The sequence below is a fragment of the Bradyrhizobium sp. WSM471 genome (assembly GCF_000244915.1).
Lineage (GTDB): Bacteria > Pseudomonadota > Alphaproteobacteria > Rhizobiales > Xanthobacteraceae > Bradyrhizobium.
Window position 1 is genome coordinate 705151 of record NZ_CM001442.1, and the last position, 23494, is coordinate 728644.

The window sequence follows — 23494 nt, forward strand, 5'->3', positions numbered from 1 at the left end:
GGTGCGGCTCCCGTCGTTTTGTTAATTGACAGTATACTTACGATCTAGGTAGCGTCAATGTGACGGGTACGATCAATGTCGTCATTCCGGGGCGATGCGATAGCATCGAACCCGGAATCTCGAGGTTCCGGGTTCTCGCTTCGCGAGCCCCGGAACGACAAAAAAGTAAGGGGAGGGTTCCGATGAAGCTGCACGGCTATTTCCGCTCCAGCGCCGCCTACCGGGTACGAATCGCGCTGAGCCTCAAGGGCCTCGGTGCCGAGCACCTGCCGCATCACCTTCGCAAGGGCGAGCAATGCGCGCCCGCCTATCTCGCCATCAATCCGCAGGGCCTGGTGCCCGCGCTGGAGAGCGACGCGGGCGCGGTGCTGACCCAATCGCTCGCCATCATCGAATGGCTCGACGAAACCCATCCCAACCCCCCGCTGTTGCCGAGGGATGCGTTGCAGCGCGCCAAGGTGAGGGCGTTCGCGTTGGCGATCGCCTGCGACACTCACCCCGTGCAGAATCTAAAGGTGCTGGCGCGGCTGCGCGAGCTCGGGCTGCCTGAGGAGAAGGTTCAGGACTGGGCGGCCTGGGTCAACCGCGAGGGGCTCGCGGCTTGCGAGACGCTGATCAGGGCCGAGCCGGGCCCGTTCTGCTTCGGGGATGCGCCGACGCTCGCCGATCTCTGCCTGGTGCCGCAGCTTGCCAATGCGCGCCGCTTCGGCGTCGACGTCTCGGCCTATCCGCGTCTGCTTAAGGCGGAAGCTGCGGCCAAGGCGCTGCCGGCGTTCGTTAACGCCGCGCCGGAGAACCAGCCCGATGCCGAGTAAGCCTGCCCCTCCGATCACGATAGACGCAGTTTATGCCGCGCCGGGCTATCTGTTCCGGCGCATGCAGCAGATCGCGGTCTCGATCTTCATGGAGGAGTGCAAGGCGTTCGATCTCACGCCGGTGCAATACGCGGCGCTGATCGCGATCCACACCCACCCGGGCATCGACGCGACGCGACTGTCCGCGGTGATCGCATTCGATCGCTCCACGCTCGGCAGCGTGATCGAGCGGCTTCAGGCCAAGGATTTCGTCGAACGCAGGCCGGCGCTGGAAGACAAGCGGATCAAGCTGCTCTATTTGACCAAATCAGGCGCGGCGATCCTGCGCGACATCATTCCCGCCGTCGAACGCGCCCAGATGCGGATGCTCGAGCCGCTCAAGCCGGCGGACCGCAAGGCGCTGATGGGGCTCCTGGTGCAGCTCGTCGATCTCAACAACGAGGCGTCGCGGGTGCCGCTCCGGGCGGAGGATGCGCTGGAGCATCTGGGGAAGGCGGGGTGAGGTGGCGCCTGACATTCCGGTGTCGTCCCGGCGAAGGCCGGGACCCATAACCACCGAGTTCGGTTTGGCGAAGACAGGTGGTGACCAGCTCGCGCTAATAACTCCCACTCGGCGTATGGGTCCCGGCCTTCGCCGGGACGACACCGAGAGTGAGCAACACCGCCGCTCACATCCGCAACAGCGCCTGCCGGTCGATCTTCCCCGTGCCCGTCTTCGGCAGCTCGTCGATGAAGATCACTTCGCGGGGATATTTGTAGGGAAGCAGCTTGCCCTTCACGTAATCCTGCAGCCGTCGTGTCGCTTCGCTTTGATCAGCCGCGCGGCTGTTCATCACCACGACCGCCTTCAGCGTCATGCGCCGGTCCGGCAGCTCGGCGGCGAACACCGCACATTCGCGGATGTCCGGGTGGTCGGCGAGGCACAGCTCGACCTCGAGCGGGTAGACCCACTGGCCGGAGATCTTGATGAGATCGTCGGCGCGGCCACGGAAGAAGTGAAAGCCGTCGGCATCGCGGACGAAGCGGTCGCCGGTGTAGATCCAGCCGCCTTCGCGGATGGTCTCGGCGGATTTGTCTGGCCGGTTCCAGTATAGCGGCGTGTTGGAATCGCCGCGCACCCACAAGATGCCTTCCTCGTCGTCGGCGACATCGCGGCCGTCCTTGTCACGCAGCGCGACCTCGTAGCCGGGCACGCGCAGGCCGGCCGCGCCGAGCTTCTTCCGCTCGGGACGGTTGGAGAGATAGATATGCAGCACCTCGGTCGAGCCGAGGCCTTCCACGATCTCTAGACCGGTGAGCGTCTTCCAGCCGTTGAAGACGTCGGCCGAGAGCACCTCGGCGGCCGAGAGCGCCATGCGCAGCGACGAGAAGTCGGTCCTGTCGGCACCCTCGGCCTTGGTCAGCGCTGTATAAAGCGTCGGCAGGCCGAAGAAGACCGTCGGCTTGTATTGCTCGATCGCCGTGAAGATCGCCGCGGGCTTCGGCTGGCCCGGCAACAGCAGCGTCGTCGCGCCCGCCGAGAACGGGAAGGTGATCGCGTTGCCAAAGCCATAGGCGAAGAATATTTTTGGCACCGAGAAGCAGATGTCATCCGGCGTCAGCTTCAAGACGTTCTGCGCAAAGGCGGCTTCGCTATAGGCCATGTCGTGCTGGAGATGCACGATGCCCTTGGGCCGGCCGGTCGACCCGGACGAGTACATCCAGAACGCCATTTCGTTGCGATGCGTGTCGGCTTCCGCGAGTTCGGCCGGAAATTGCGGGAGCCAGCCGGCGGCGGAAACGGCGTTCGGCGCGGCGTGATCGCCCACCGCACCATTGACGACGATCAGCGTCTGCAGGTTCGTGTCCTTGCAGGCCTCGGCGTTGAACCGTGCACAGAACTCGGCATCCGCCACGGCAACAGTCGCGCCGGAATCGGCGAGATAGAATTGCAGCAGATCCGGCGGTGTCAGCGTGTTGATCAGCAATGGCACGAAGCCGGCGCGCACCGCGCCGAAGAACGCGGCCGGATAGGCCGGGGTATCATCGAGGAACAACAGCACGCGGCCGCCGCGCTTGAGGCCGAGCGAGGCAAAGCCGTTGCCCCAGCGGCAGGCTTCCGCGCAGAGCTCGGCGTAGGTGCGGGTGCCCGCGGGGCCCATGAGCGCGAGCTTGTCGCCGCGGCCTTTGCCGACATTGTCGAACAGCACGCGGCTGGCATTGTAGACCTGCGGAACGAAAAAGCCGATCTCGCGCGCGCCCGCGCAGTCGGCGGGCACCTGGTCGTGAATCTGCTCGCTCATGCCTCGTCCCCACCGTTCTTGGCGGCTTCGTAGCGCGCCATGAAGGCCGGCGACATCGCGCGCAAGCGGGAGTCGTCGATGCGGCCGGAGCGGGTGATGTAGCTATAGGCAAAGTCCATCAGGCCCTGCTGCATGTGCTGGGCAAAGTGCTCGTACCAGAAAGCGCTGGTCCGCGCGGCGTTCACGAGCTTCTGCACCACCGGCTTTCGCGCGGCCTGGTAGCGATGCAGGGCGGTGGAGAGATGGGCATCCGACTCCAGCGCCTTGACCAGCGCAATGGCGTCCTCGATCGCGAGCCGCGTGCCCGAGCCGATCGAGAAATGCGCCGAGTGCAGCGCGTCGCCGAGCAGCACCATGTTCTTGAACGACCAGTGCTCGTTCCAGACCCAGGGGAAGTTGCGCCAGACCGATTTGTTGGAGACCAGCGAGCGGCCACCGAGCGTGTCGGCGAACACCTCCTCGCAGACGCCCTTGGACTGCTCCACGTCCTTGTAGGCGAAACCGTAGGCCTGCCACGTCGCATGATCGCATTCGACCAGGAACGTGCTCATGGTCGGCGAGTAGCGGTAGTGGTGGGCGTTGAACGCGCCGCGGTCGGTCTTCACAAAGGTCTGCGACAGCGTGTCGAAGCGCTTCGAGGTGCCGTACCAGACGAACTTGTTGGAGGAGTAGGACAGCGAGGTGCCGAAATCGCCCTCGAAGGCGCGGCGCACCAGCGAGTTCAGCCCGTCGGCGGCGACGATCAGATCGTGGCCGTTGAGCTGATCGATCCCATGAATTGGCGTGTCGAAGCGCGGGGTGACGCCGGCATCGAGCGCGCGCTGCTGCAGGAAGCGCAACAGCTCGAGCCGGCCGATCGAGGAGAAGCCGACGCCGTCGATGGCGACGCTGTCGCCGCTCAGGTTCAGCGTGATGTTCTCCCAGCTCTCCATGTGTGGCGCGATCGCGTCGACCGTCTCGGGGTCGTCGGCGCGCAGGAATTCCAGGGCCTGGTCGGAAAACACCACGCCAAAGCCCCAGGTCGCGTCGGCCGGGTTCTGTTCGAACAGGTCGACTTGATCCTCGGGGTGACGCTTCTTCCAGAGATAGGCGAAGTAGAGCCCACCGGGCCCCCCGCCAATCACGGCGATCCGCAACGTCTGCCTCCCTAATTGACAGTATACTTACTATCTAGGGGTAGACTAATGTGCTCCGGTCGCCCGCGCCAGCGGAATTATCGGCAAGGCGCGCAGCGCATCAAAGCTCACGTCCGGACGCACGTTTGGCGCGTGTCCGAAGCAGTGACCTTGCGAAGCATAGCCAAACCGTGGCGGCTTGGCCATCCGCCCCGTCAGACGCAGCGCTTCAGATAGACCCCGTCCACCAGCACCCTGGCACAGCGGACCACCGGATAGCACGCTTCTCTAGCGTGCAGCGAACGGCGCCAGCACGTCCTTGCAGGCGGGCGACAGCGAAGCGGCATTGTTGGCAACGCATTGGATGATCCGACCGCCACCCGGCGTCACGCTGCCGCACAGCGTGCGGACATCCTCGCGACATGCGGACTGGACGATGAACAGCTCTTCGCGCGGACGCAACGGGCGCAGCACGATCACGGCAGGCGCGGCTGCCGCCGGAGGAGCGGCGCCCGCAGGTGCCGCCGTTGCTGCCGCGCCACCGCCGCCGGCCGCGGCGCTCACCGCTTTCTCGCAGGCCGGCGAAACCCTTGCCTTGTTCTTCTCCAGGCATTCGAGCGCAGGCGCGCCGCCCGGTGGCACGCTGGCGCACACCTTGGGATAATCGGCGCGGCACGCGCTCTTGACGGCGGCAACCTGGGCGCTGCTCGGCTGTTTGGCTGCAGCCGTGGTTGCAGCGGCCTTGGGCGCGGCCGCGGCAGCCGGCTTTGCGGCGGGAGCGGATTCAGCCTTCGGCGCGGCAGGCGCGGCCTCCGCCTTGGGTGCAGCCTCTTTGGGTGCAGCGTCCTTGGGTGCAGCCTCGGTCTTCGGCGCGGCTTCGGTCTTCGGCGCCGCCGCAGGCTCGACGGCGCGAACTGCGGTTTGGCATCCCGAGGACAAGCTGGACATGCTCTTCTGCAAACATTGATACGCTTCCACACCGCCCGGCGTGACGCTCGAACAGTGCGCCATGAAGTCCGAGCGGCATGCGGAGCGGATCGCGTTCTTCTGCGCCTCGGTCGGTGCTTGTGCGAATGCGCCTGCTGCAGTTGCGAAGAGAGCCGCCGCCAGCAACGCCCCGCGTGCAGACGCATGTTTCAACGTATTGAACATCTGAGTGAATTCCCGCCCTGTCGGTAATGCCGACAATTTTTCAAATGTGATGCAAGCAATCGTCGCGGGTGATGCCGCGCGCGACATCATTGGCCGCCGCGACCTCTACCGCAAGTAGATATTGGCTTTGCAATTGCGACCTAACTACGTCGTCAGAGCTTGACCATGCGCTTGCCGCGGTTCTCGCCCGCCAGCAATCCGATCAGCGCCTTCGGCGTATTCTCGAGGCCGTCGATGATGTCCTCCTGCACCTTCAACTTGCCGGACGTGACCCAGGCCTGGAGGTCGGCGAGCGCACGCTGGCTCTCTTTCATGTAGTCCATCACGATGAAGCCCTGCATGACGAGCCGCTTCACCACGATCAGGCCGGGCACGCCGCGCGGACCGTGTGCCGAGGGAGCGCCGTCATATTGCGAGATCGCGCCGCAGCATGCGATGCGGCCGTAATTGTTCATCTGCGGCAGGCAGGCTTCGAGAATGTCGCCGCCGACATTGTCGAAATAGACGTCGATGCCCTTCGGAGCCGCCGCGCGCAACGCCTTGAACACCGCGCCGTCCTTGTAGTCGACGGCGGCATCGAAGCCGAGCTCGGAGGTCAGCCAGCTGCACTTGTCGGCGCCGCCGGCGATGCCGATAACGCGGCATCCCTTGATCTTCGCGATCTGCCCGACGATCGAGCCGACCGAGCCTGCGGCCGCGGAGACCACGACGGTCTCGCCTTCTTTGGGCTTGCCGATCTCCAGCAGGCCGAAATAGGCGGTGAGGCCGGCGATGCCGAATACGCTGAGCAGATGCGTCATCGGCTCGAGCTTCGGCATCTTGGTGAGATGCTTGGCGGGCACTGCCGCCAATTCCTGCCAGCCGGTATCGCCGAACACGATGTCGCCCGGCGCAAGCTCCGGCGCTTTCGAGCTGATGACCTCGGCGACGGCGCCGCCGGCCATCACGCTGTTGGCTTCGACTGCCGACCGATAGGTCGCGCCGTGCATCCAGGCGCGGTTGGCGGCGTCGAGCGAGATGTAGCGAACGCGCAGCAAGGCCTCGCCGTCCTTCGGCTCAGGCATCTCACCTTCGACCATCTTGAAGTGCTCGGGGCCGAGCTTGCCGCTGGGCTTTTCCACCAGAAGAATCTGACGATTGATGCTGCCGCTCATGATGTTTCCCTCGGTCGTTTGACGATTATTGATGCAGCTGCCGCAAGAAAAACGTGCAAGCCGCATTCGTTGTGCGCTGCGTGAAGGCTAGATCGCGGGCGCCCGTTTCGCAACGGGAACATCCGCTCCGACGACCGCACGCCAAGCGTGTTGCGCGGTCGTCATATCTGCGACATCATGAAGCGGTCGGTGTAGCGGGGGTGTTCAATGTCGAACAGGTTTACGCAATTCATTCTGGTCGCGATGGTGCTCGGCATCATCATGGGCGCGGCGATCTACAATTTCCTGCCCGACACGCGGGGCGATTGGGCCTCGTCCATCAACCTGATCGCCGTGATTTTCCTGCGCCTGATCAAGATGATCATCGCGCCGCTGGTGTTTGCGACCTTGGTCGGCGGCATTGCTCATATGGGCTCGGGCTCCAAGCTCGGCCGCATCTTCGCCAAGACCATGGGCTGGTTCATCAGCGCCTCTTTCGTCTCGCTGATGCTCGGCCTCGTGATGGTCAATCTGCTCCAGCCCGGCGCGAATTTCCCCGGGACGCTGCCTGACAAGGCGCAGTCGACCGGCCTGCCGGTTTCCGCCTTCTCGATCGAAAAATTCCTGACCCATCTGATCCCGACCTCGATCGCGGATGCGATGGCGCAAAACGAGATCCTGCAGATCGTGATCTTCGCCGTGTTCTTCTCGGTGGCGATGGGCTCGATGCCCGAGCGCTCCAAGCCGATCCTGGCGCTGATCGACGACATCGGCCACATCATGCTCAAGGTCACCGGCTATGTGATGCTGTTCGCGCCGTTCGCCGTCTGGGCCGCCATCACCGCGACGGTTGCCAAGAACGGCCTGCTGGTGCTCTGGAAGCTCATCGTCTTCATGGGCGGGTTCTATCTCTCGCTCGCGCTCCTGTGGGGCATCCTGGTGGTCGTGGGCTTCATCGTGATCGGGCCGCGCTACGCCCATCTGCTGAAGCTGATCCGCGAGCCGCTGATGATCGCGTTCTCCACCGCGAGCTCCGAAGCGGCCTATCCGAAAACCCTGGAGGGGCTGAACAAGTTCGGCGCCTCGTCGCGGATATCGAGCTTCGTGCTGCCGCTCGGCTATTCCTTCAATCTCGACGGCACGATGATGTACTGCACCTTCGCGAGCGTCTTCATCGCGCAGAGCTATCACATCGACATGCCGCTCGGCACCCAGCTCGCGATGCTGGCGACCCTGATGATCACCTCGAAGGGCGTTGCCGGCGTGCCGCGCGCCTCCCTCGTGGTGATCGCCTCGACGCTGTCGCAGTTCGGCATCCCCGAGGCGGGGCTGTTGATGATCATGGGCATCGACACCTTCCTCGACATGGGCCGCAGCGCCACCAACGTGATCGGCAACACGCTCGCAACCTCGGTCGTGGCCAAATGGGAAGGCGAGCTCGGGCCCGAGCATGAGCTTGGACCGGGCGATGCCGTGCCGGGGGATATGATCCCCGGCGAAGTGCCTGCGATGGCCGGCCATTGATCGGAGTGCATCATGCGCCTTTCAATGGCGATATCGGGCGGTCTGTTGCTGGCAGCGTGCCTGCTGGCAACGGGTGCCTCCGCCCAGACCGGTGGCAGCGAAGGGCTTAGCCCGACGCTGTCAGCGATCAAGACCGCGCACACCGTGCGGCTCGGCTATCGCGAGAGCTCGCCGCCGTTCTCCTTCCTCGACCAGGCCAACCGGCCGATCGGCTACAGCCTCGAGCTCTGCGAGGCCATCGTCGAGGAGATCGGCGTCGAAGTCGACGATCCCAATCTGAAGATCGCCTACGTCAAGGTCACCTCCGATGACCGCATCGACGCCGTGCTCCAGAACAAGATCGATTTGGAATGCGGCTCGACCACGGCGAATGCCGAGCGCGGCAAGCGCGTTGCCTTCTCGCCGCTGATGTTCGTCGCCGGCACCAAGCTGATGGTGCCCAAAGCCTCCAGCGTCCAGTCACTGACTGATCTGAAGGGCAAGACTATCGTGGTGACGAAGGGCACCACCAACGAGCAGGCGATCCAGGCGGCCGACAAGAAGTCCTCGTTGGGACTGACCATCGTTGTCGGTGCTGATCACGAACAGTCGTACCAGACGCTCGTCGACGGCAAGGCCGATGCGTTCGCGACCGACGACATCCTGCTGTCCAGCTTGATCGTGCGCCACAAGGCACAGGACAAGTTCCGCGTCACCGGCGATTACCTGTCCTACGACCCCTACGGCATCATGTTCCGCAAGGGCGAGCCGCAACTGGCGGCGGTGGTCGATCGCAGCTTCCGCAAGCTCGGCTCCAACCACGACCTCGTCCCGCTCTACAACAAATGGTTCACCGCACGGCTTCCGACCGGCGAACGGCTGAACGTGCCGATCTCGCTGCAGCTGGAGGAAGCCTTCAAGGCGATGGACGATTCCGCGAGCGCGAATAACTAGCGCTTGTGCGACGAGCGCCGCTGCGCCCTCTCCTTAGAGGGCAGCGCTATCGCATATGACGTCTCAGCGGCGCCTGAGCGAGCGCCTCGTCCTTCGAGACGACCGCTTCGCGGTCTCCTCAGGATGAGGCACAGCTGCATCCATCTGCCTTGAAATGCTGCCGCATACTCATCCCTCATCCTGAGGGCCCGCCGCAGGCGGGCGTCTCGAAGGATGACCGCAGTCGAGCTTGCAGCCATATGCTTCTTCATATGCGATCGCCCTGCCATACAGGGAGAGGGCCTTGCATCGAGCAGCGCGCGCTCACGCGCCCGCTGGGACCTGGTCCAGAAATCCCGTGATGCTCCTGATGCGGCCGTCCTTCAGCACGGCGAAATCCGTCCCCTTGATCGGGCTGTCGATGCCCTCGGGACCAAGGCCCCAACTGAAACGGACATGGTCGCCGTAGCCGTTGGGCTCGCCGATCAGCTTGAACTTGAAATCGGGGAAGCGCTGCTGCACGCCTGCGATCAGCGCATCGACGCCGTCATGGCCGTCGCCCTTCATCAGGGGATCGATATAGCTCGCATCCGCCGTCCAGTTCTGGCTCAGCAGTTCGCGCCGGCGGTCGGCTGCACGCTCGTTCCAGAGATCGATGTAGCGGCGGGCGATGGTGATGGGGTCGGTCATGGTCGTCTCCTTCGATGGCGCCGTGTCGTTCGGCTGACCTGACTATCGAAGGTTCACGCGCGCTGATCGATTACCTCTGAGGTCATCAGCGCGCGTGAATTTTCCGCAGTTACTTCGCCGCCGTGACCATGATTTCGACGGTGTATTGTGCCGCCGCGAGCTTGGCTTCGACGGTGGCGCGTGCCGGCGTGTTGCCGGGCGAGACCCAGCCGTCCCACACCGCGTTCATCTCGCCGAACGTCTTCATGTCGGTGATGTAGATCGTGGCCGAGAGCAGCTTCGACTTGTCGGTGCCAGCCTTGGCGAGATGGCTGTCGATGGTCGCCAGGATGTCCTGGGTCTGCTTCGTCACGCTTTCGCCGGCGGCGTTGTTGGCGACGACACCGGCGAGATAGACGGTGTTGCCGTGCACGACGATTTGGCTCATGCGCGGGCCGGTTTCAAGACGCTGAATGCTCATTGGGGTCTCCTTTGAATGGCGGCCCTGTCTAGCGCAGCCGCCTGCCCTGTGCCACCCCGGGCACGCATGCGTCGCTGGCTATGCATGCGTTGCACTTCAAGGAAATTGGCCGAAGAACGTCCAGATCGTCTCGGCTGCGTCGATGTCGCGGTTCTGCGATCCGAGCAAGCTGGCGGCGACCTTCGGGAAGCGGGCATCCGGAGAAAATCCGGGCATGCGGTGACCGCCTTGATTGATGCGATAAAGCACGACGTCGTGCCCCTCAGGACAGCGCGAGGAGATCCGTGTCACCGTGGACTGGTCTGCGGGAGCCCTGTCGGGCAAATCGGTCGTGTCGGCATTATCGCTCTCGCAGCCGTTGAGCTTGCGCCAGAACGCAAGCGTCTCCTCGGTGGACCAGAACCCGTCGGCGGCATAATAGCTCGATCCGCGGCCGCCCTCGTAGGGGACCAGCGGATCGGCCGTGCCGTTCATCAGCAGCATCGGCAGCGGCCGCGACGGATGGCATGTGACTGCGGTCTCGTCGGTGAGATTCATGCTCACGCTCGCGCCCGCAGCGAACAGATCGGCGCGGGCGCAGACCAGCGTCATCGCCATGGCGCCGCCATTGGAGATGCCGGTGACATAGACGCGGCGAGGGTCGGCGGTGCCGTTCGCCACCAGCTTCTCGACGAGCTTTGCGATGAAGGCGACGTCGTCGGTGCCCGCGGGCGGGCCACGGAGCGCCGGTCCTGCCTTGGTCCTCGCATCGGCCCAGGCGTGGTTCAGGCCATCAGGAAAGACCACGGCAAACCCCTCGCGCTTTGCGACCTGCGGCCACGCCGTCCGCGTCATCATGTCGGCGCCGCGCTGGGTCTTGCCGTGCAGCACGACGACGAGCGGCACGAGCCGCTTCGCCGGCAATTGCACAGTGTAGGACCGCTTCACGCCGTCGATGTCGATCGTATCGGCGGACGCAGCCGAGGCGGTGGCCAATGCCGCAACAAACGCCGCGATGCGCAGCCGCCGCCGCATCATCTAGCCCACGGCCTTCGCCGCGGCCCGGCCCGCATTGCGGCCCGAGAACAGGCAGCCGCCGAGGAACGTGCCTTCCAGCGAACGATAGCCGTGCACGCCGCCGCCGCCGAAGCCGGCGGCTTCGCCCGCGGCGTAGAGGCCGGGGATGACGCTGCCCTCCTCGCCGAACACGCGCGAAGAGAGGTCGGTCTCGAAACCGCCCAGCGTCTTGCGGGTGAGGATGTTGAGCTTGACCGCGATCAGCGGCCCTTGCGCGGGATCGAGGATGCGGTGCGGGGAGGCGGTGCGGATCAGCCTGTCGCCGATATAGCGCCGCGCATTGTGGATGTTCATCACCTGCGCGTCCTTGACGTAAGGGTTGGCAATCTCACGGTCGCGCGCCTCGATCTGCATCCTGATGTGCTCGAGCTTGAGGAGGTCGCTGCCGGCCAGCTCGTTCATGGCCGCAACGAGATCCTCGATCTTGTCGCGCACGATGAAGTCGACACCATGGCTTTTGAACGCCTCCACCGGCGCCGGCGCGCCCTTGTTGGTGGCGCGCTTGATCGTCATGCGCCAGCTCTTGCCGGTGAGGTCGGGGTTCTGCTCCGAGCCCGACAGTGCAAACTCCTTCTTGATGATGCTCTGGGTCAGGATGAACCAGGAATAATCGTAGCCGGTGGACATGATGTATTGGAGCTGGCCGAGCGTGTCGGAGCCGGGGAAGAGCGGCGCCGGCAAGCGCGTGCCGGTGGCGTCGAACCACATCGAGGAGGGTCCGGGCAGGATCCGGATGCCGTGGCGCGGCCAGATCGGTGACCAGTTCTGGATGCCTTCGACATAATGCCACATGCGGTCGCGGTTGATCAGCCGCGCGCCTGCTTCCTCGGTGATGCCGATCATGCGGCCGTCGACATGCTCGGGCACGCCGGAGATCATGAATTTCGGCGGCGCGCCGAGCCGCTTCGGCCAGTTCTGCCGCACCAGCTCGTGATTGCCGCCGATGCCGCCCGAGGCGACGATCACGGCTTGCGCCTTCAACGCAAACTCGCCGACGACCTTGCGCGATGAGCTCTTGCCGCGCTCGACATTATCCGGGGCGAGAATGGCGCCGCCGACGCCATCCACCGTGCCGTTGGTGATCGAGAGCGCGTCGACGCGATGGCGGAACCGAAAGCTCAGCCGGCCGCTTCTGACGGCCTCGCGCGCGCGGCGCTCGAACGGCTCGACGATGCCGGGCCCGGTGCCCCAGGTGACATGAAAGCGCGGTACCGAATTGCCGTGGCCCATCGCGTCGTAGCCGCCGCGCTCGGCCCATCCGACTACGGGGAAAATGCGATGGCCCATCGCGCGTAGCCACGCACGCTTCTCGCCGTTCGCGAACGCCACATAGGCCTCGGCCCATTGCCGCGGCCAGAAATCTTCGTCACGGTCGAAGCCGGCGGTGCCGAGCCAGTCCTGCATCGCAAGGTCGAAGGAGTCCTTGATGCCGAGCCGGCGCTGCTCCGGCGAATCGACCAGGAACAATCCGCCGAACGACCAGAATGCCTGGCCGCCGAGCGACTGCTCGCCCTCCTGATCGACCACGATCACGCGCTTGCCGGCGTCCGCTATCTCGGTTGCGGCCACGAGGCCCGACAGTCCTGCGCCGACAACGATGACGTCAGTCTCTTCAGCCATCTGTTCGGCCATATGTTCCCCCCTCCATGTGTTCCACCTCCACAGGTTCCCCCCCTGTAGTTGCCCGGATTGAAGCCGGCGGTTGCAGCTGAGATCAAGAGTTGTGGCGCGTAAGACATCGTTAACTTGTTCCACTTCGGGAAAAAGAGCGCCCGAGTGCAGCGCCGGCGCAACACTGGATTTGAATTTGTTTTGAACGAGCCGGCATGCCTAGACAAAACCGCGGTTACGACAGACCCTAGCAGGGCATCACCACCTGACACACAGATTCGAATTCGACTGGGGCGGGGGCCAATGAAGTTTCTGACGGGGTTGCTTGCGGCGGTTCTCCTGATCGCGAGCATGGGCGCTTCTCAGGCAGTGGTTCGGATCGCGGATGACCGCGGCGGCCGGATCGGAACCTACGTCGACAAATACCAGGACCTGCGACAGTCGGGCGATACCGTCATCATCGACGGTCTCTGCGCCTCCGCCTGCACCATCGTCCTCGGCGCCATCCCGCCTGACCGTATCTGCGTGACGTCGCACGCGACACTGGGCTTCCACGCCGCGTGGGATTTCGGCAGCAACGGCCGCGCCGTCACGAATACCGAAGCGACCCAGATGCTCTATGCGATGTATCCCTCGCAGGTGAAGCGCTGGATCAATCAGCGCGGCGGCCTCACCCCGCATATGCTCTTCCTGAAGGGCAGGCAGCTCCAGGCCATGTACAAGCCCTGCTACCTCGACGCGCAGGCCTCGGCCAACAAGCCGTCGCGCGGGCCACTCCCGCAAGCGGACCGGCTCGAATCCGCCCGGGGCCAGCTCCTGCACTGACATCCTCGGCCTGACGGGATTGTTTGCCAGCCAGCGGCGCCTTGCCCGCAGGCGGGGCAAAGCTTATTTGAACGCTCGGGAACTCTGGCCTTCACCCCGATCGTTGTCATGGCTCAACCACTGCACCCCGCCCATCCTGTATCGGACAATTCGCCCACTGCCGGCCGGATGCCGTTCGTGCTGCTGTTGGCCGGTGCCGGCGTCGGCGGCCTGGTCGTGCTCGGCGCGCTCGCGCTCTGGTTCCACTACGGCAGCCAGGTTTTCTTCGAAATGATCAGGACCGGTCTTGCCGCCTGCTTCTGACCCGCGACAGGAAGTTTTCCGCTCATGAGCCCTACCGCCCGTCCGCTGGTGATCGCGACCGCCTTCGCCGCAAGCCTCGTCCTCGGGCTCCTGATCGTATTCTGGGCCATGGGCGGGGTCAGCAAGGTGGCGCAGCCGGCCGCGATCGGCGGCCCGTTCCAGCTCACCGACCAGAACGGCAAGGCCGTTACCGACAAGAACCTGAAGGGCAAGCCGACCCTGATCTTCTTCGGCTACACCCATTGCCCCGATGTCTGCCCGACCTCGTTGTTCGAGATCTCGGAAGTGCTGCGCGCGATGGGCAAGGACGCCGATAAGGTCAATGCCGTCTTCATCTCGGTCGATCCCGAGCGCGATACGCCGGCGACGATGAAGGATTATCTATCGAGCTTCGACCCGCACCTCGAGGGCCTCAGCGGCGATCCTGCCGAGACCGCCAAGGTGATCACCTCCTACCGGGTCTATGCCAAGAAGGTCCCGACCAAGGACGGCGACTACACCATGGACCACACCGCGTTGATCTATCTGATGGATCGCGACGGCCGCTTCGTCTCGCCGTTCAACCTGAAGCGCACGCCGGAAGAGGCCGCAGTGGAGTTGAAGCGGTATCTGTAAGTTTGGCGGACTGATCGCGCGGCGTACTCGGTAGTCTCTCCCGCTTGCGGGAGAGGTCGGCGCGGAGCGCCGGGTGAGGGTTCTCTCCTCTGGGGGATTATCCCTCTGTGGCAAGACCCTCTCCCCGACCCTCCCCCGCAAGCGGGGGAGGGAGCGCACCCTGGCCGCAATCCGCGCTCGCGTTCCCGGCCGGATGGGCTATAAGGCCCTCCGATCTCAACGAAATTCGTTCATTTTCAGCCGATGGCCCCATCGCAACAGGCGAAATCGTCCAAATCCGCCCGTGGCTTGCTGACCGGGCTGGTCGTCGGCGTCTGCCTGCTCGCTGCTTCGACGTGCGCGCAGGCGCAGGCCCCGGCCAAGCAGCCCCCCGTGGCGCCGCAAGCCTCACCTCAGGTCGCGCCGCAAGCCGCCCCGCAGGCTGTGCCGGGCTTCTGGGACCCGCGGCGGCGGCCGGAACGGCCGGACCTGTCGCGCCTGACCGTGATCCGTTTCCTGACCGAGACCGACTATCCGCCGTTCAACTATACCGGCGCCGACGGCAATCCGGCCGGCTTCAACGTCGACTTCGCCCGCGCGCTGTGCGAAGAAATCAAGGTCACCTGTACGGTGCAGATGCGCCGCTTCGAGACGCTGGTCGATGCACTCGCCTCCAACCGGGGCGACGCCATCATCGCTTCGATGGCGGTGAGCCCGCAGCTCCGCGCCCGGGTCGACTTCACTGATCCCTATTACCGCGTGCCGGCGCGCTTCGCCTCGCGCAGGGACGCGGTGATGCCGGAGATCCGGCCCGAATATCTCGAAGGCAAGAAGGTCGGCGTCATCGCCGGCTCCGCGCATGAAGCCTATCTCAAGGCCATGTTCACCGACGCCGAACTGCACCCCTATCCGAATGACGACGCGATGCGCGCCGCGCTTCGCAAGGGCGAGGTCGACTTCATCTTTGGCGACGCCATCGCGCTCGCGTTCTGGATCAACGGCACCGATTCCGGCGATTGCTGCGCGTTCTCCGGCGGTCCCTTCGTCGAAAGCCGCTTCTTCGGCGAAGGCATCGGCATCGCCGTGCGCAAGGGCAACGACGTGCTGCGCCAGGCCCTGAACTGGGCGATGTTCCGCGTCTGGGAGAAGGGCCGCTACACGGATCTGTGGCTGCGGTATTTCTCGGTGAGCCCGTTTTAGTCCCAGGAGCCGTTACCAATTCCTCATCCTGAGGAGCTTGCGTAGCAAGCGTCTCGAAGGATGACGGCCCCGCTGGTGGCCTCGCCCTTCGAGACGCGCGCTTCGCGGGCACCTCAGGTTGAATATATGTCGTATCGGCGACGACCGGCGCATTAACCGTCCACTCATCCTTTTCGTCAAAATAGCACCGCTCTGGCCGCAGCGTCGCTCGCGGAGCGGCCTCCCGCGTGGTGAAATCGAGCTTCGGCTTCGAGTGGTGCGATGCGTAACATAATGATCTTCGCGGCGATCATGATCGGCCTCGGCACCTTCATGGCGCAGATGGCGGACAGGATGAGCTCCGCTTCGGCGACGTCGGTGCAGCGTACGGTAGCAGTCGCGTCCACCGCGCCGGCCGGCGGCCGTAGCCTCAACATTCCCCGCGACGGCCGTGGCCACTTCCAGACCGAGGGCCGGATCGAAGGCCAGCGCATCGGCTTCATGGTCGACACCGGCGCCTCGGTGGTTGCGTTGAACGAGACCTCGGCCGCCCGCTTCGGCCTGCGTCCCTCGCGCAGCGATTACAGCGCCACGGTCTCCACCGCCAACGGCACCATCAAGGCCGCGCGCACCCGCATCGCCATGCTCGATATCGGCGGCCTCGTCGTGCGCGATGTCGATGCCATGGTGCTGCCCGACGAAGCACTGTCCGAGAACCTGCTTGGCCTCTCCTTCCTCTCTCGCCTCAAGCGCTTCGAATACGCCAACGGTCAGATGGTGCTGGAGCAGTAAGTTCGCCCCGGCGGCCTCGCTAGGCCCTCCCACTGAGGCGGGCGGCATGCTATATTCTGCCCATGAACAGTCCCGACGCGATTGCCATCCTGCGACAGTCTGAACCGGCCCTGCGCAAGCGGGGCGTTTTGCATGCAGCGTTGTTTGGCTCGGTGGCGAGGGGCGAAAGTCATTCCGGCAGTGATGTCGATATCATGGTCGAGATCGATCCCGATGCGCGGATCACGGTCTTCGATTACGTCGAGCTCAAAGAATATATTGCCAATCTTTTTGACGAGCCCGTTGACGTCGTCAACCGGGACGGCCTGAAATCATACGTCGCTCCCGCAGCGACGGCTGACACTGTCTATGCCTTCTGATCGCATCGAGGGGACTCTCCGCGACGTCTTGTATCACATCGATTTGGCGATCGAGTTCGCCGGAGACCGTGATCGCGATGGGTTCGCGGCAGATCTACGGACCGTCTACGCGGTAACGCGGTGCCTGGAGATCATTTCAGAAGCATCTCGCCGCGCCTGATGACTTGAAAACGAGGCACCCAGCGATCGCGTGGAAGCAGATGGCGGCTGCGGGCAATGTCTATCGCCACAACTATGAGGACGTTGCAGCCCGCTTTGTGTGGGAGACGGTTCAACAGGGTCTTCCGCCTCTAAGGGCGGTCGTTGAAGAGGGGGTTGCGCGCCTGCAGAGTTAGCCCATTCTGGTCAGAGATGCATATCTCGTTGCGGGTACAAACCCCGTTACCAAACTGCCGCAATTATCATCCATAAGCTGCCATTCCCGCCTTCCGCTGCAGCCCGGCATTCGCTAAGGCTGCATCAAATCTGGCTCTTTTTTACGAGACCGTCTCAATGTTCCCCAAGCCGAAATCCGTGTTGCTGCCCAACACCTATGCCTTCGAATCCGAACCGATGGTGAAGGCCACGGGCTTTCGCGAATACGACGCGCGCTGGCTGTTTCAGAAGGAAATCAACCTGATGGGAATCCAGGCGCTCGGCATGGGGCTGGGCGCGCTGATTGCGGAGCTCGGCGTCAGCCAAGAGATCGTCACCGGTCACGATTTCCGCGGCTATTCGGCCTCGATCAAATATGCGCTGATCTCCGGCCTGATGGCGGCAGGCTGCAAGGTGCACGACATCGGGCTCGCGGTGACGCCGATGGCCTATTTCGCCCAGTTCGACCTCGACGTGCCCTGCTGCGCCATGGTCACGGCCTCGCACAACGACAATGGCTGGACCGGCGTGAAGATGGGCGCCAACCGCCCGCTGACCTTCGGCCCCGACGAGATGACGCGGCTGAAGGAGATCGTGCTGGGCGCCGAGTTCAAGAACAAGGCCGGCGGCTCCTATCAATTCCACGAGAATTATCCGGCGCGCTACATCGCCGATCTCACCAGCCGTCCGAAGCTCAAGCGCAAGCTCAAGGTCGTCGCGGCCTGCGGCAACGGCACTGCCGGCGCGTTCGCGCCGCAGGTGCTGGAGGCGATCGGCTGCGAGGTGATCCCGCTCGACACCGAGCTCGACCACACCTTCCCGAAATACAATCCGAACCCCGAAGACATGGAGATGCTGCACGCGATCCGCGACGCGGTGCTGCAGCACAAGGCCGATGTGGGTCTCGGCTTCGACGGTGACGGCGATCGCTGCGGCGTCGTCGACAACACCGGCGAGGAGATCTTTGCCGACAAGGTCGGCGTGATGCTGGCGCGCGACATGTCCGCGATCCACAAGGACGCACAGTTCATCGTCGACGTGAAATCGACCGGCCTCTTCATCACCGATCCGGTGCTGCAGAAGCAGGGTGCAAGAACCACCTATTGGAAGACCGGGCATTCCTACATGAAGCGCCGCACCCATGAGACGGGTGCGCTCGCGGGCTTCGAGAAGTCCGGCCACTTCTTCTTCAACAAGCCGTATGGACGCGGCTATGACGACGGTCTCGTGTCGGCGCTCGCGATCTGCGACATGCTCGACCGCGCCCCCGGTAAGTCGATGGCCGATCTCAAGAACGCGCTGCCGAAGACCTGGTCGTCGCCGACCATGTCGCCGCATTGCGGCGACGAGGTGAAGTACGGCGTCATCGACAAAGTGGTGAAGCACTTCGAGGGCTTGCAGGCCAAGGGCGCCAAGATCGGCGGCCAGTCGATCCGCGATCTCGTCACCGTCAACGGCGTCCGCGTCACGGTCGAGGACGGCAGCTGGGGCCTGGTGCGTGCCTCCTCCAACAAGCCCGAGCTCGTCGTCGTGGTCGAGAGCCCGGTCTCCGAGCAGCGCATGCATGACATGTTCGAGATGGTGAACAGCGTGCTGCGCACCCATCCCGAAGTCGGCGAGTACAATCAGAAGATTTGAGGCGCAAGCAAGTCGCCAGGCACGCCGCTGTCATGCCCCGCCTAGTGCGCAATTGCGCACGGGGGGCGGGGCATCCAGTAAGCCGAGGCTTCTCGATCGATTTCAGTCGTTACGGCGTACTGGATCGCCCGGTCGTGCTGGGCGATGGCAGTTTGCGTGTGGTGAACCCTAAGCCGCCACCACCGCCGGGATCGGCAGCGCGGTGACCGACTTGATCTTCTCCATCGCGAAGCGTGAGGTGACGTTCTTCAGCGGCACGGCGCTGATCAGTTTCTTGTAGAAGACGTCATAGGCCTGCATGTCCGCGACGACGACGCGCAGCATGTAGTCGACGTCGCCGGCCATGCGATAGAACTCCATCACCTCGGGCATGGCGCTGACGGCTTCGGCGAACTTCTTGAGCCAGGCGTCGGAATGGTCGGAGCTCTCGACCGACACGAACACGGAGATGCCGAGCCCGATCTTGTTCTGGTCGACCAGTGCCACCCGCTTGGTGATCACGCCGTCGGCCTCCAGGCGCTGGATGCGCTTCCAGCAGGGGGTCGAGGACAGGCCGACGCGGTCGCCGATCTCGGCGACGGAGAGGGAGGCATCGTCCTGCAGCACCATCAGAATCTTGCGGTCGATGGCGTCGAGGCGGCGGCTGGTCTCGGGGAGCGGGACGGCGAGATCGGTCATTTGAAGAACTTTGTTCCATTTCAAGGGACGTTTTCCCTGATATAGAGAAAATCTTTCCACGGCAAGCTTATATTCTCAGCGCGTCCTTCGAATTGCTGCGGTGCTCGCCTCGCAAAAGTTCTTCAACTTCAACGCGTTGCGGGGCGGCCAGGCCACCGCCATGGCGGGTGCATTTCAGCGCCGCGGCGGCCGCGGCGAATTGCAGCGCCCGCCCCACGCGGCCGCCTTCGGCGAGGCGAAGCGTGAAGGCGCCATGGAAGACGTCGCCGGCGCCGAGCGTATCGACCGCCTGAACTGCGAACGCCGGCGTCTCCTCGATCTCTCTGGCCTCGTTCAGCCAGATCGTGCCGCGCGGGCCGCGGGTGGCGGCGAGGAAGGCGGGCGTGAGCGCGGCCAGGCGCTTCAACGCATCGCCGTCATCGGCGATGCCGGCGGTCTGCTGAACCTGTTCGCTGGCGAATAGTAGATGCGACGCTGTCGTGAGCAGTCCGTCGTGCAACGACATCGCGCGATCGACGCCGACGATGACGGCAATGCCGCGCCGGCGTGCCTCAGTGCAGAGGTCCGTGCAGAACGACGCGCAGCGGCTCTCGACGAGGACTGCCTGACAATCGGCGAGCAGCTTGTCGGCGTCGGGCAGCTCGACTGTCCACAGGGCCGGATCGCGATAGATCGTGAGCGTTCGCTCGCCCGTCGGGTCAATGATGATGGCAGAGACGGGCGTGGTCGCATCAGGTATGCGCACGATATGGCTTGTGTCGATATTCTCCGATGCCATGCGCTCGAGAATGAAGCCGCTCGACGTCTCCCGCGCATCGCCCATCGGACCTGCGAACGCGACGCGGCCGCCAAGCCGCGCGATCGAGATCGCCGCATTGAGTGCGTTGCCGCCGCAAATCTCCGCAAGATGCGTGGCGTTGGCCTTGCTGCCGCGCGCGGGCACGGCCTCGACCCGAAACGCCAGGTCGCGCACGGGAATGCCGATGCAGAGGATGCGCGGCGCGATCACAGAGTGCGCCATCTCCGGTCTCAGCTCTTGTCGTGCACCCAGCGGCCAAGCAAATGATGCGCAATCGCAAACGGATGCGGGCCGGCGAGCCCGTCCGGATGAGTCCGCGTCAGCATCAAGGCCGCCTCCTGGCGCGTGAACCAGCGCGCATCCTCCAGCTCGGAGTGATCGACGACGATGTCCTCGCTCACGGCCCGCGCGCTGCACCCGATCATCAGCGACGACGGATAGGGCCACGGCTGGGTCATGTAATACTGCACGTCGGTGCAGCGGATCCCCGACTCCTCGAAAATCTCGCGCCGGACCGCGTCCTCGATGGTCTCGGCGGCCTCGACGAAACCGGCGAGGCACGAATACATGCCCGGCGGAAACTGCTTCTGGCGGCCGAGCAGGCACTTTTCGCCGGCGGCGACGTGCATGATCACGACGGGGTCGGTGCGCGGGAAATGCTCGGCCTTGCAACTCGGGCACTCCCGCTTCCAGCCACCTTCCTTCATCGCGCTGCGCGTGCCGCAATTGGCGCAATACCCGTGGCGCTGATGCCAGCTCACCATCGATTTCGCCATCGCGATCGCCGACAGCTCCTGCGGCGGCACCGCGCCCTGCATCGCCATGCCGCGCAGCTCGCTGAGAGCGTAGTCCTCGCGCCCGACCAGCTTCTCGGACGCGGCCTGCGACAGGCCCATACCGAACATCGCGGCGCCGTCGCGCAGACCGAGGAAGATCGTGCCGGGATTGGCGCCGCATTTCAGCGCCTCGTCGATTCCGAGCAGCGCGCGTACTTTTTCGCCCTCGCGCTTCACCAGCAGCGAGTCGCGGTAGACGACATAGGCGCGCGAGGACGGCTTCTGCTCCATCGCGAACAGCTTTTCGTCGTCGCGGCGCAGATGCGCGGCGCGGTCGAGAATGTTGGTGACGAAGGCCGGCTGCCCCAGCGGAAACGAATCGAATGCTGACATTTCTTGTTCTTTCAACCCAACCAGATCTTGCGGCGAAGCGCGCTGATGAAACTCTGCACCTCGGTGGCGTCGTGCGCCAAGGGCTGCATCACGCCCCAGACCGGCCGCGGCCAGGCGGCGTCACTGGTACGGCGCGCGATGATGTGGACGTGAAGCTGCGGCACGAGGTTGCCGAGTGCCGCGATGTTGAGCTTGTCGCATCTGGTGATCTCCTTCAGCGCGCGCGAGACGCGGGAGATCTCCGTCATCAATTGCGCCTGCTGCACCTCGTCGAGATCGATGATCTCCACCGCATCCGCGCGCCGCGGCACCAGCAACAGCCAGGGATAATGCGCGTCCTTGATGACCAAGACCTTGGACAGCGGCAAATCGCCGATGTCGATGGTGTCCTCTTTCAGGCGGGAGTGCAGCGACCAGGCGGGTTCGGACATGAAGGTTTCCGGATGGCCCGATGGGGTCGGGCGTGGCGGGGCGGAACCCCTGAATATTTATGCGGACCATACGACAGCGATTCCGATAGGGGAAGGATCGCGCTCCGCGGCAGCCGCATACGCGATCGTCGTCCTGGACAAGCGCAGCGCAGATCCAGGACCCCTTACCACCGGATTGGGTTTGGCGAAGATTCGGGCGCAAATTGCCCGACGTCGCGCAAGATCTTGATGGCGCCGAACGGCGCCAAGGCCTGGTTGTAATCGACGCGAAGGTCGACCTTGTCGTCGAACTCGTTGCGGATCGCGGGGAGGTGCTCGAGATCCTCGCGATGCGGCTTCACGCCGGTCTTGACCTTCTAGATGAAATTGCCGACGCCCTGGATGCGCCATCTTGATCGCGCTTCCGACCAGGACAGCCTGAGACGTTCGACGGTCGCTTCGGTCATGTCAGGCCTCCATTGACGTGCCAGACCTGGCCGGTGACGTAGGACGCTTTTGGCGAGGCGAGGAAGGCGATGATCTCGGCGACTTCCTCCGACCGCCCGCGGCGGCCCATCGGGATCAGCGCCTCGGTCGCGGCGATCTGCTCGGGTGAAAGCCGGCTTTCGCTTGGTTTGTCCTTGACGATGAGGCCCGGCGCGACTGCGTTGACGGTGATGCCCTCCTTGGCGAGCTCGACTGCAGTGAGCCGTACCAGCGCTTCGAGCGCGGAGCGGCTCGCAGCCGTCGCGGCGAAGGGCGCGAATTCGGGTCGAATCGCATGCGCCACGAAGGACGATACCGCCACGATCCGCGCATCTCGTCCCGCACGCAGCTGCGGAAGAGCAAGCTTGACGAAACGTGTGAAGGCGAGGGCCGATTCGTCCATCGCCTGCAGGAATTGATCCGCGGGCGTGCCGATCGCGCTGCCGCGCCGGGCGTGACCTCCGACCAGGATCAATCCGTCAAGCCGGCCAAAATCGAGATGGGCGGTCGCGCAAGCAAGCGTCAGGGCCACTTCATTGGCGAGATCGCCGAGGCATGTTGCAACAGCCGCGCCGCTTGCTTTGGCTTCCGCGGCGGTCGCCTTGAGGCCGTCCTCATTCGATCGGGTATGCAGCACGAGCCCGACGCCGGGAGCTGCGAGCAGTTTTGCTGTGGCACGGCCGATGCCGCTGGCGGCGCCGGTGACGAGATAGACGCGATTGATTTCGGACATCACGAAGCCGTTGTGGCCGGCGGCAATGCGCCGGTGCGGTGGAAGGAAATGGCTGAGGAAGGCGCGCGTCGCCGCCTCCCGCGGATTGTCGCTCACCAGCAGCGCCGGGTCTATCGGCTGGGCAGACCGGGAATTGCCCGGATGCTGGGCAAGCCACCATGCCACCATGAAGCCCAGCCTGTTCAAGCCGATACCCGCTTGCTTTCCGGTCCTTTTGGCCCCAAATAGGGACCGGGAGATTGGCGGTGGACGAGCCACTCGCCAACCGGGTCAGGTCCGGAAGGAAGCAGCCCTAACGAGGTCCGGATCGGGTCGCTCGTCAGTCTCCTACCTGTTTTTCCGAGCGAATTGCGCCGGCGGCTCGGGCCGCCAGCGCGCTCCTTTCCGCAAAGCCGGCCGAAAGACACTTCATTGCGGATCGACCG

The 23494-nt window shown here is 64.4% G+C and carries 25 protein-coding genes, 1 other RNA gene and 1 pseudogene; 13 read left to right on the plus strand and 14 right to left on the minus strand.

The annotated features are described in order from the left end of the window. The first annotated feature begins 182 nt into the window (after window positions 1-182). A complete protein-coding gene (gene maiA / locus BRA471DRAFT_RS03310) occupies window positions 183-815 on the plus strand; it encodes a maleylacetoacetate isomerase (protein WP_007604652.1) in 633 nt (210 codons plus the stop codon). Beyond that, window positions 805-1317 carry a MarR family winged helix-turn-helix transcriptional regulator gene (locus tag BRA471DRAFT_RS03315; RefSeq protein ID WP_007604653.1) on the plus strand — a complete coding sequence of 171 codons (513 nt, stop codon included), beginning with the start codon at window positions 805-807 and terminating at the stop codon, window positions 1315-1317. Before maiA ends, BRA471DRAFT_RS03315 begins: the two co-directional genes overlap by 11 nt. 166 nt (window positions 1318-1483) lie before the next feature. On the opposite strand, the gene BRA471DRAFT_RS03320 is transcribed toward BRA471DRAFT_RS03315, so the two are convergent. From BRA471DRAFT_RS03320 to BRA471DRAFT_RS03335, 4 genes are all read right to left on the minus strand, one after another. Next, complete coding sequence (locus BRA471DRAFT_RS03320) at window positions 1484-3097, minus strand: benzoate-CoA ligase family protein (RefSeq protein WP_007604654.1); 1614 nt, start codon at window positions 3095-3097, stop codon at window positions 1484-1486. Then, the gene (locus tag BRA471DRAFT_RS03325) at window positions 3094-4233 is read right to left on the minus strand and encodes an FAD-dependent monooxygenase (protein ID WP_007604655.1); all 1140 of its coding nucleotides are present in this window, start codon (window positions 4231-4233) and stop codon (window positions 3094-3096) included. The genes BRA471DRAFT_RS03320 and BRA471DRAFT_RS03325 overlap by 4 nt, the downstream gene beginning before the upstream one ends. 267 nt (window positions 4234-4500) lie before the next feature. After that, the gene (locus tag BRA471DRAFT_RS03330; protein WP_007604656.1) at window positions 4501-5364 is read right to left on the minus strand and encodes a hypothetical protein; all 864 of its coding nucleotides are present in this window, start codon (window positions 5362-5364) and stop codon (window positions 4501-4503) included. 152 nt (window positions 5365-5516) lie between these two features. Continuing rightward, window positions 5517-6518, minus strand: a complete 1002-nt coding sequence (locus tag BRA471DRAFT_RS03335) for an NADP-dependent oxidoreductase (protein WP_007604657.1) — start codon at window positions 6516-6518, stop codon at window positions 5517-5519. A gap of 207 nt (window positions 6519-6725) precedes the next feature. On the opposite strand from BRA471DRAFT_RS03335, the gene BRA471DRAFT_RS03340 reads away from it, so the two are divergent. Together BRA471DRAFT_RS03340 and BRA471DRAFT_RS03345 are read left to right on the plus strand one after the other, a co-directional pair. Further along, window positions 6726-8021, plus strand: a complete 1296-nt coding sequence (locus BRA471DRAFT_RS03340) for a dicarboxylate/amino acid:cation symporter (RefSeq protein WP_007604658.1) — start codon at window positions 6726-6728, stop codon at window positions 8019-8021. A 12-nt stretch (window positions 8022-8033) separates the two neighbouring features. Continuing rightward, window positions 8034-8954 carry an amino acid ABC transporter substrate-binding protein gene (locus BRA471DRAFT_RS03345; protein ID WP_007604659.1) on the plus strand — a complete coding sequence of 307 codons (921 nt, stop codon included), beginning with the start codon at window positions 8034-8036 and terminating at the stop codon, window positions 8952-8954. Between the two features lie 303 nt (window positions 8955-9257). Here BRA471DRAFT_RS03345 and BRA471DRAFT_RS03355 read toward each other — a convergent pair whose 3' ends face one another. From BRA471DRAFT_RS03355 to BRA471DRAFT_RS03370, 4 genes are all read right to left on the minus strand, one after another. Further along, window positions 9258-9623, minus strand: a complete 366-nt coding sequence (locus BRA471DRAFT_RS03355; protein ID WP_007604660.1) for a nuclear transport factor 2 family protein — start codon at window positions 9621-9623, stop codon at window positions 9258-9260. A 109-nt stretch (window positions 9624-9732) separates the two neighbouring features. Continuing rightward, window positions 9733-10083, minus strand: coding sequence for a RidA family protein (locus BRA471DRAFT_RS03360; RefSeq protein ID WP_007604661.1), 351 nt, complete (start codon window positions 10081-10083; stop codon window positions 9733-9735). Window positions 10084-10179: 96 nt separating this feature from the next. Next, entirely contained in the window at window positions 10180-11100 is a 921-nt protein-coding gene (locus tag BRA471DRAFT_RS03365; RefSeq protein WP_007604662.1) for a PHB depolymerase family esterase, read from the minus strand. Further along, entirely contained in the window at window positions 11101-12759 is a 1659-nt protein-coding gene (locus BRA471DRAFT_RS03370) for an FAD-binding dehydrogenase (RefSeq protein ID WP_035974607.1), read from the minus strand. A gap of 294 nt (window positions 12760-13053) precedes the next feature. Here BRA471DRAFT_RS03370 and BRA471DRAFT_RS03375 point away from each other — a divergent pair, with 294 nt between their 5' ends. From BRA471DRAFT_RS03375 to BRA471DRAFT_RS03410, 8 genes are all read left to right on the plus strand, one after another. After that, entirely contained in the window at window positions 13054-13575 is a 522-nt protein-coding gene (locus BRA471DRAFT_RS03375; RefSeq protein ID WP_007604664.1) for a hypothetical protein, read from the plus strand. 108 nt (window positions 13576-13683) lie between these two features. Further along, entirely contained in the window at window positions 13684-13878 is a 195-nt protein-coding gene (locus tag BRA471DRAFT_RS03380) for a hypothetical protein (protein ID WP_007604665.1), read from the plus strand. Between the two features lie 24 nt (window positions 13879-13902). Further along, entirely contained in the window at window positions 13903-14493 is a 591-nt protein-coding gene (locus BRA471DRAFT_RS03385) for an SCO family protein (protein WP_007604666.1), read from the plus strand. 243 nt (window positions 14494-14736) lie between these two features. Continuing rightward, window positions 14737-15672 (plus strand): transporter substrate-binding domain-containing protein, encoded by a 936-nt coding sequence (locus BRA471DRAFT_RS03390; protein ID WP_007604667.1) that lies wholly within the window; start codon window positions 14737-14739, stop codon window positions 15670-15672. A gap of 261 nt (window positions 15673-15933) precedes the next feature. After that, a complete protein-coding gene (locus BRA471DRAFT_RS03395; RefSeq protein ID WP_007604668.1) occupies window positions 15934-16443 on the plus strand; it encodes a TIGR02281 family clan AA aspartic protease in 510 nt (169 codons plus the stop codon). Between the two features lie 62 nt (window positions 16444-16505). After that, entirely contained in the window at window positions 16506-16802 is a 297-nt protein-coding gene (locus BRA471DRAFT_RS03400; RefSeq protein ID WP_050992535.1) for a nucleotidyltransferase family protein, read from the plus strand. A gap of 200 nt (window positions 16803-17002) precedes the next feature. Beyond that, the gene (locus BRA471DRAFT_RS40100) at window positions 17003-17137 is read left to right on the plus strand and encodes a HepT-like ribonuclease domain-containing protein (protein ID WP_341850294.1); all 135 of its coding nucleotides are present in this window, start codon (window positions 17003-17005) and stop codon (window positions 17135-17137) included. 157 nt (window positions 17138-17294) lie between these two features. Continuing rightward, entirely contained in the window at window positions 17295-18794 is a 1500-nt protein-coding gene (locus BRA471DRAFT_RS03410; protein ID WP_007604669.1) for a phosphomannomutase/phosphoglucomutase, read from the plus strand. A 168-nt stretch (window positions 18795-18962) separates the two neighbouring features. On the opposite strand, the gene BRA471DRAFT_RS03415 is transcribed toward BRA471DRAFT_RS03410, so the two are convergent. The 6 genes and pseudogenes from BRA471DRAFT_RS03415 to BRA471DRAFT_RS03435 all read right to left on the minus strand — a co-directional run bounded on the left by BRA471DRAFT_RS03415 (window position 18963) and on the right by BRA471DRAFT_RS03435 (window position 23069). Continuing rightward, on the minus strand, window positions 18963-19472 hold the full coding sequence (locus BRA471DRAFT_RS03415; RefSeq protein WP_007604670.1) for an Lrp/AsnC family transcriptional regulator: 510 nt from the start codon (window positions 19470-19472) through the stop codon (window positions 18963-18965). 67 nt (window positions 19473-19539) lie between these two features. Further along, complete coding sequence (locus BRA471DRAFT_RS03420; RefSeq protein ID WP_007604671.1) at window positions 19540-20493, minus strand: sugar kinase; 954 nt, start codon at window positions 20491-20493, stop codon at window positions 19540-19542. An 8-nt stretch (window positions 20494-20501) separates the two neighbouring features. Then, window positions 20502-21440 carry an NAD(+) diphosphatase gene (gene nudC, locus BRA471DRAFT_RS03425; protein WP_007604672.1) on the minus strand — a complete coding sequence of 313 codons (939 nt, stop codon included), beginning with the start codon at window positions 21438-21440 and terminating at the stop codon, window positions 20502-20504. Window positions 21441-21451: 11 nt separating this feature from the next. Continuing rightward, window positions 21452-21871 carry an HIT domain-containing protein gene (locus tag BRA471DRAFT_RS03430; protein WP_007604673.1) on the minus strand — a complete coding sequence of 140 codons (420 nt, stop codon included), beginning with the start codon at window positions 21869-21871 and terminating at the stop codon, window positions 21452-21454. A 164-nt stretch (window positions 21872-22035) separates the two neighbouring features. Next, window positions 22036-22215 (minus strand): annotated as a pseudogene (locus tag BRA471DRAFT_RS37800) (cycloisomerase); the annotation flags it as partial. A gap of 98 nt (window positions 22216-22313) precedes the next feature. Then, a complete protein-coding gene (locus tag BRA471DRAFT_RS03435) occupies window positions 22314-23069 on the minus strand; it encodes an SDR family oxidoreductase (protein ID WP_035974609.1) in 756 nt (251 codons plus the stop codon). A 234-nt stretch (window positions 23070-23303) separates the two neighbouring features. Here BRA471DRAFT_RS03435 and ffs point away from each other — a divergent pair. Next, window positions 23304-23400, plus strand: an RNA gene (gene ffs / locus BRA471DRAFT_RS35870) — signal recognition particle sRNA small type. The last annotated feature ends 94 nt before the right edge of the window (window positions 23401-23494 follow it).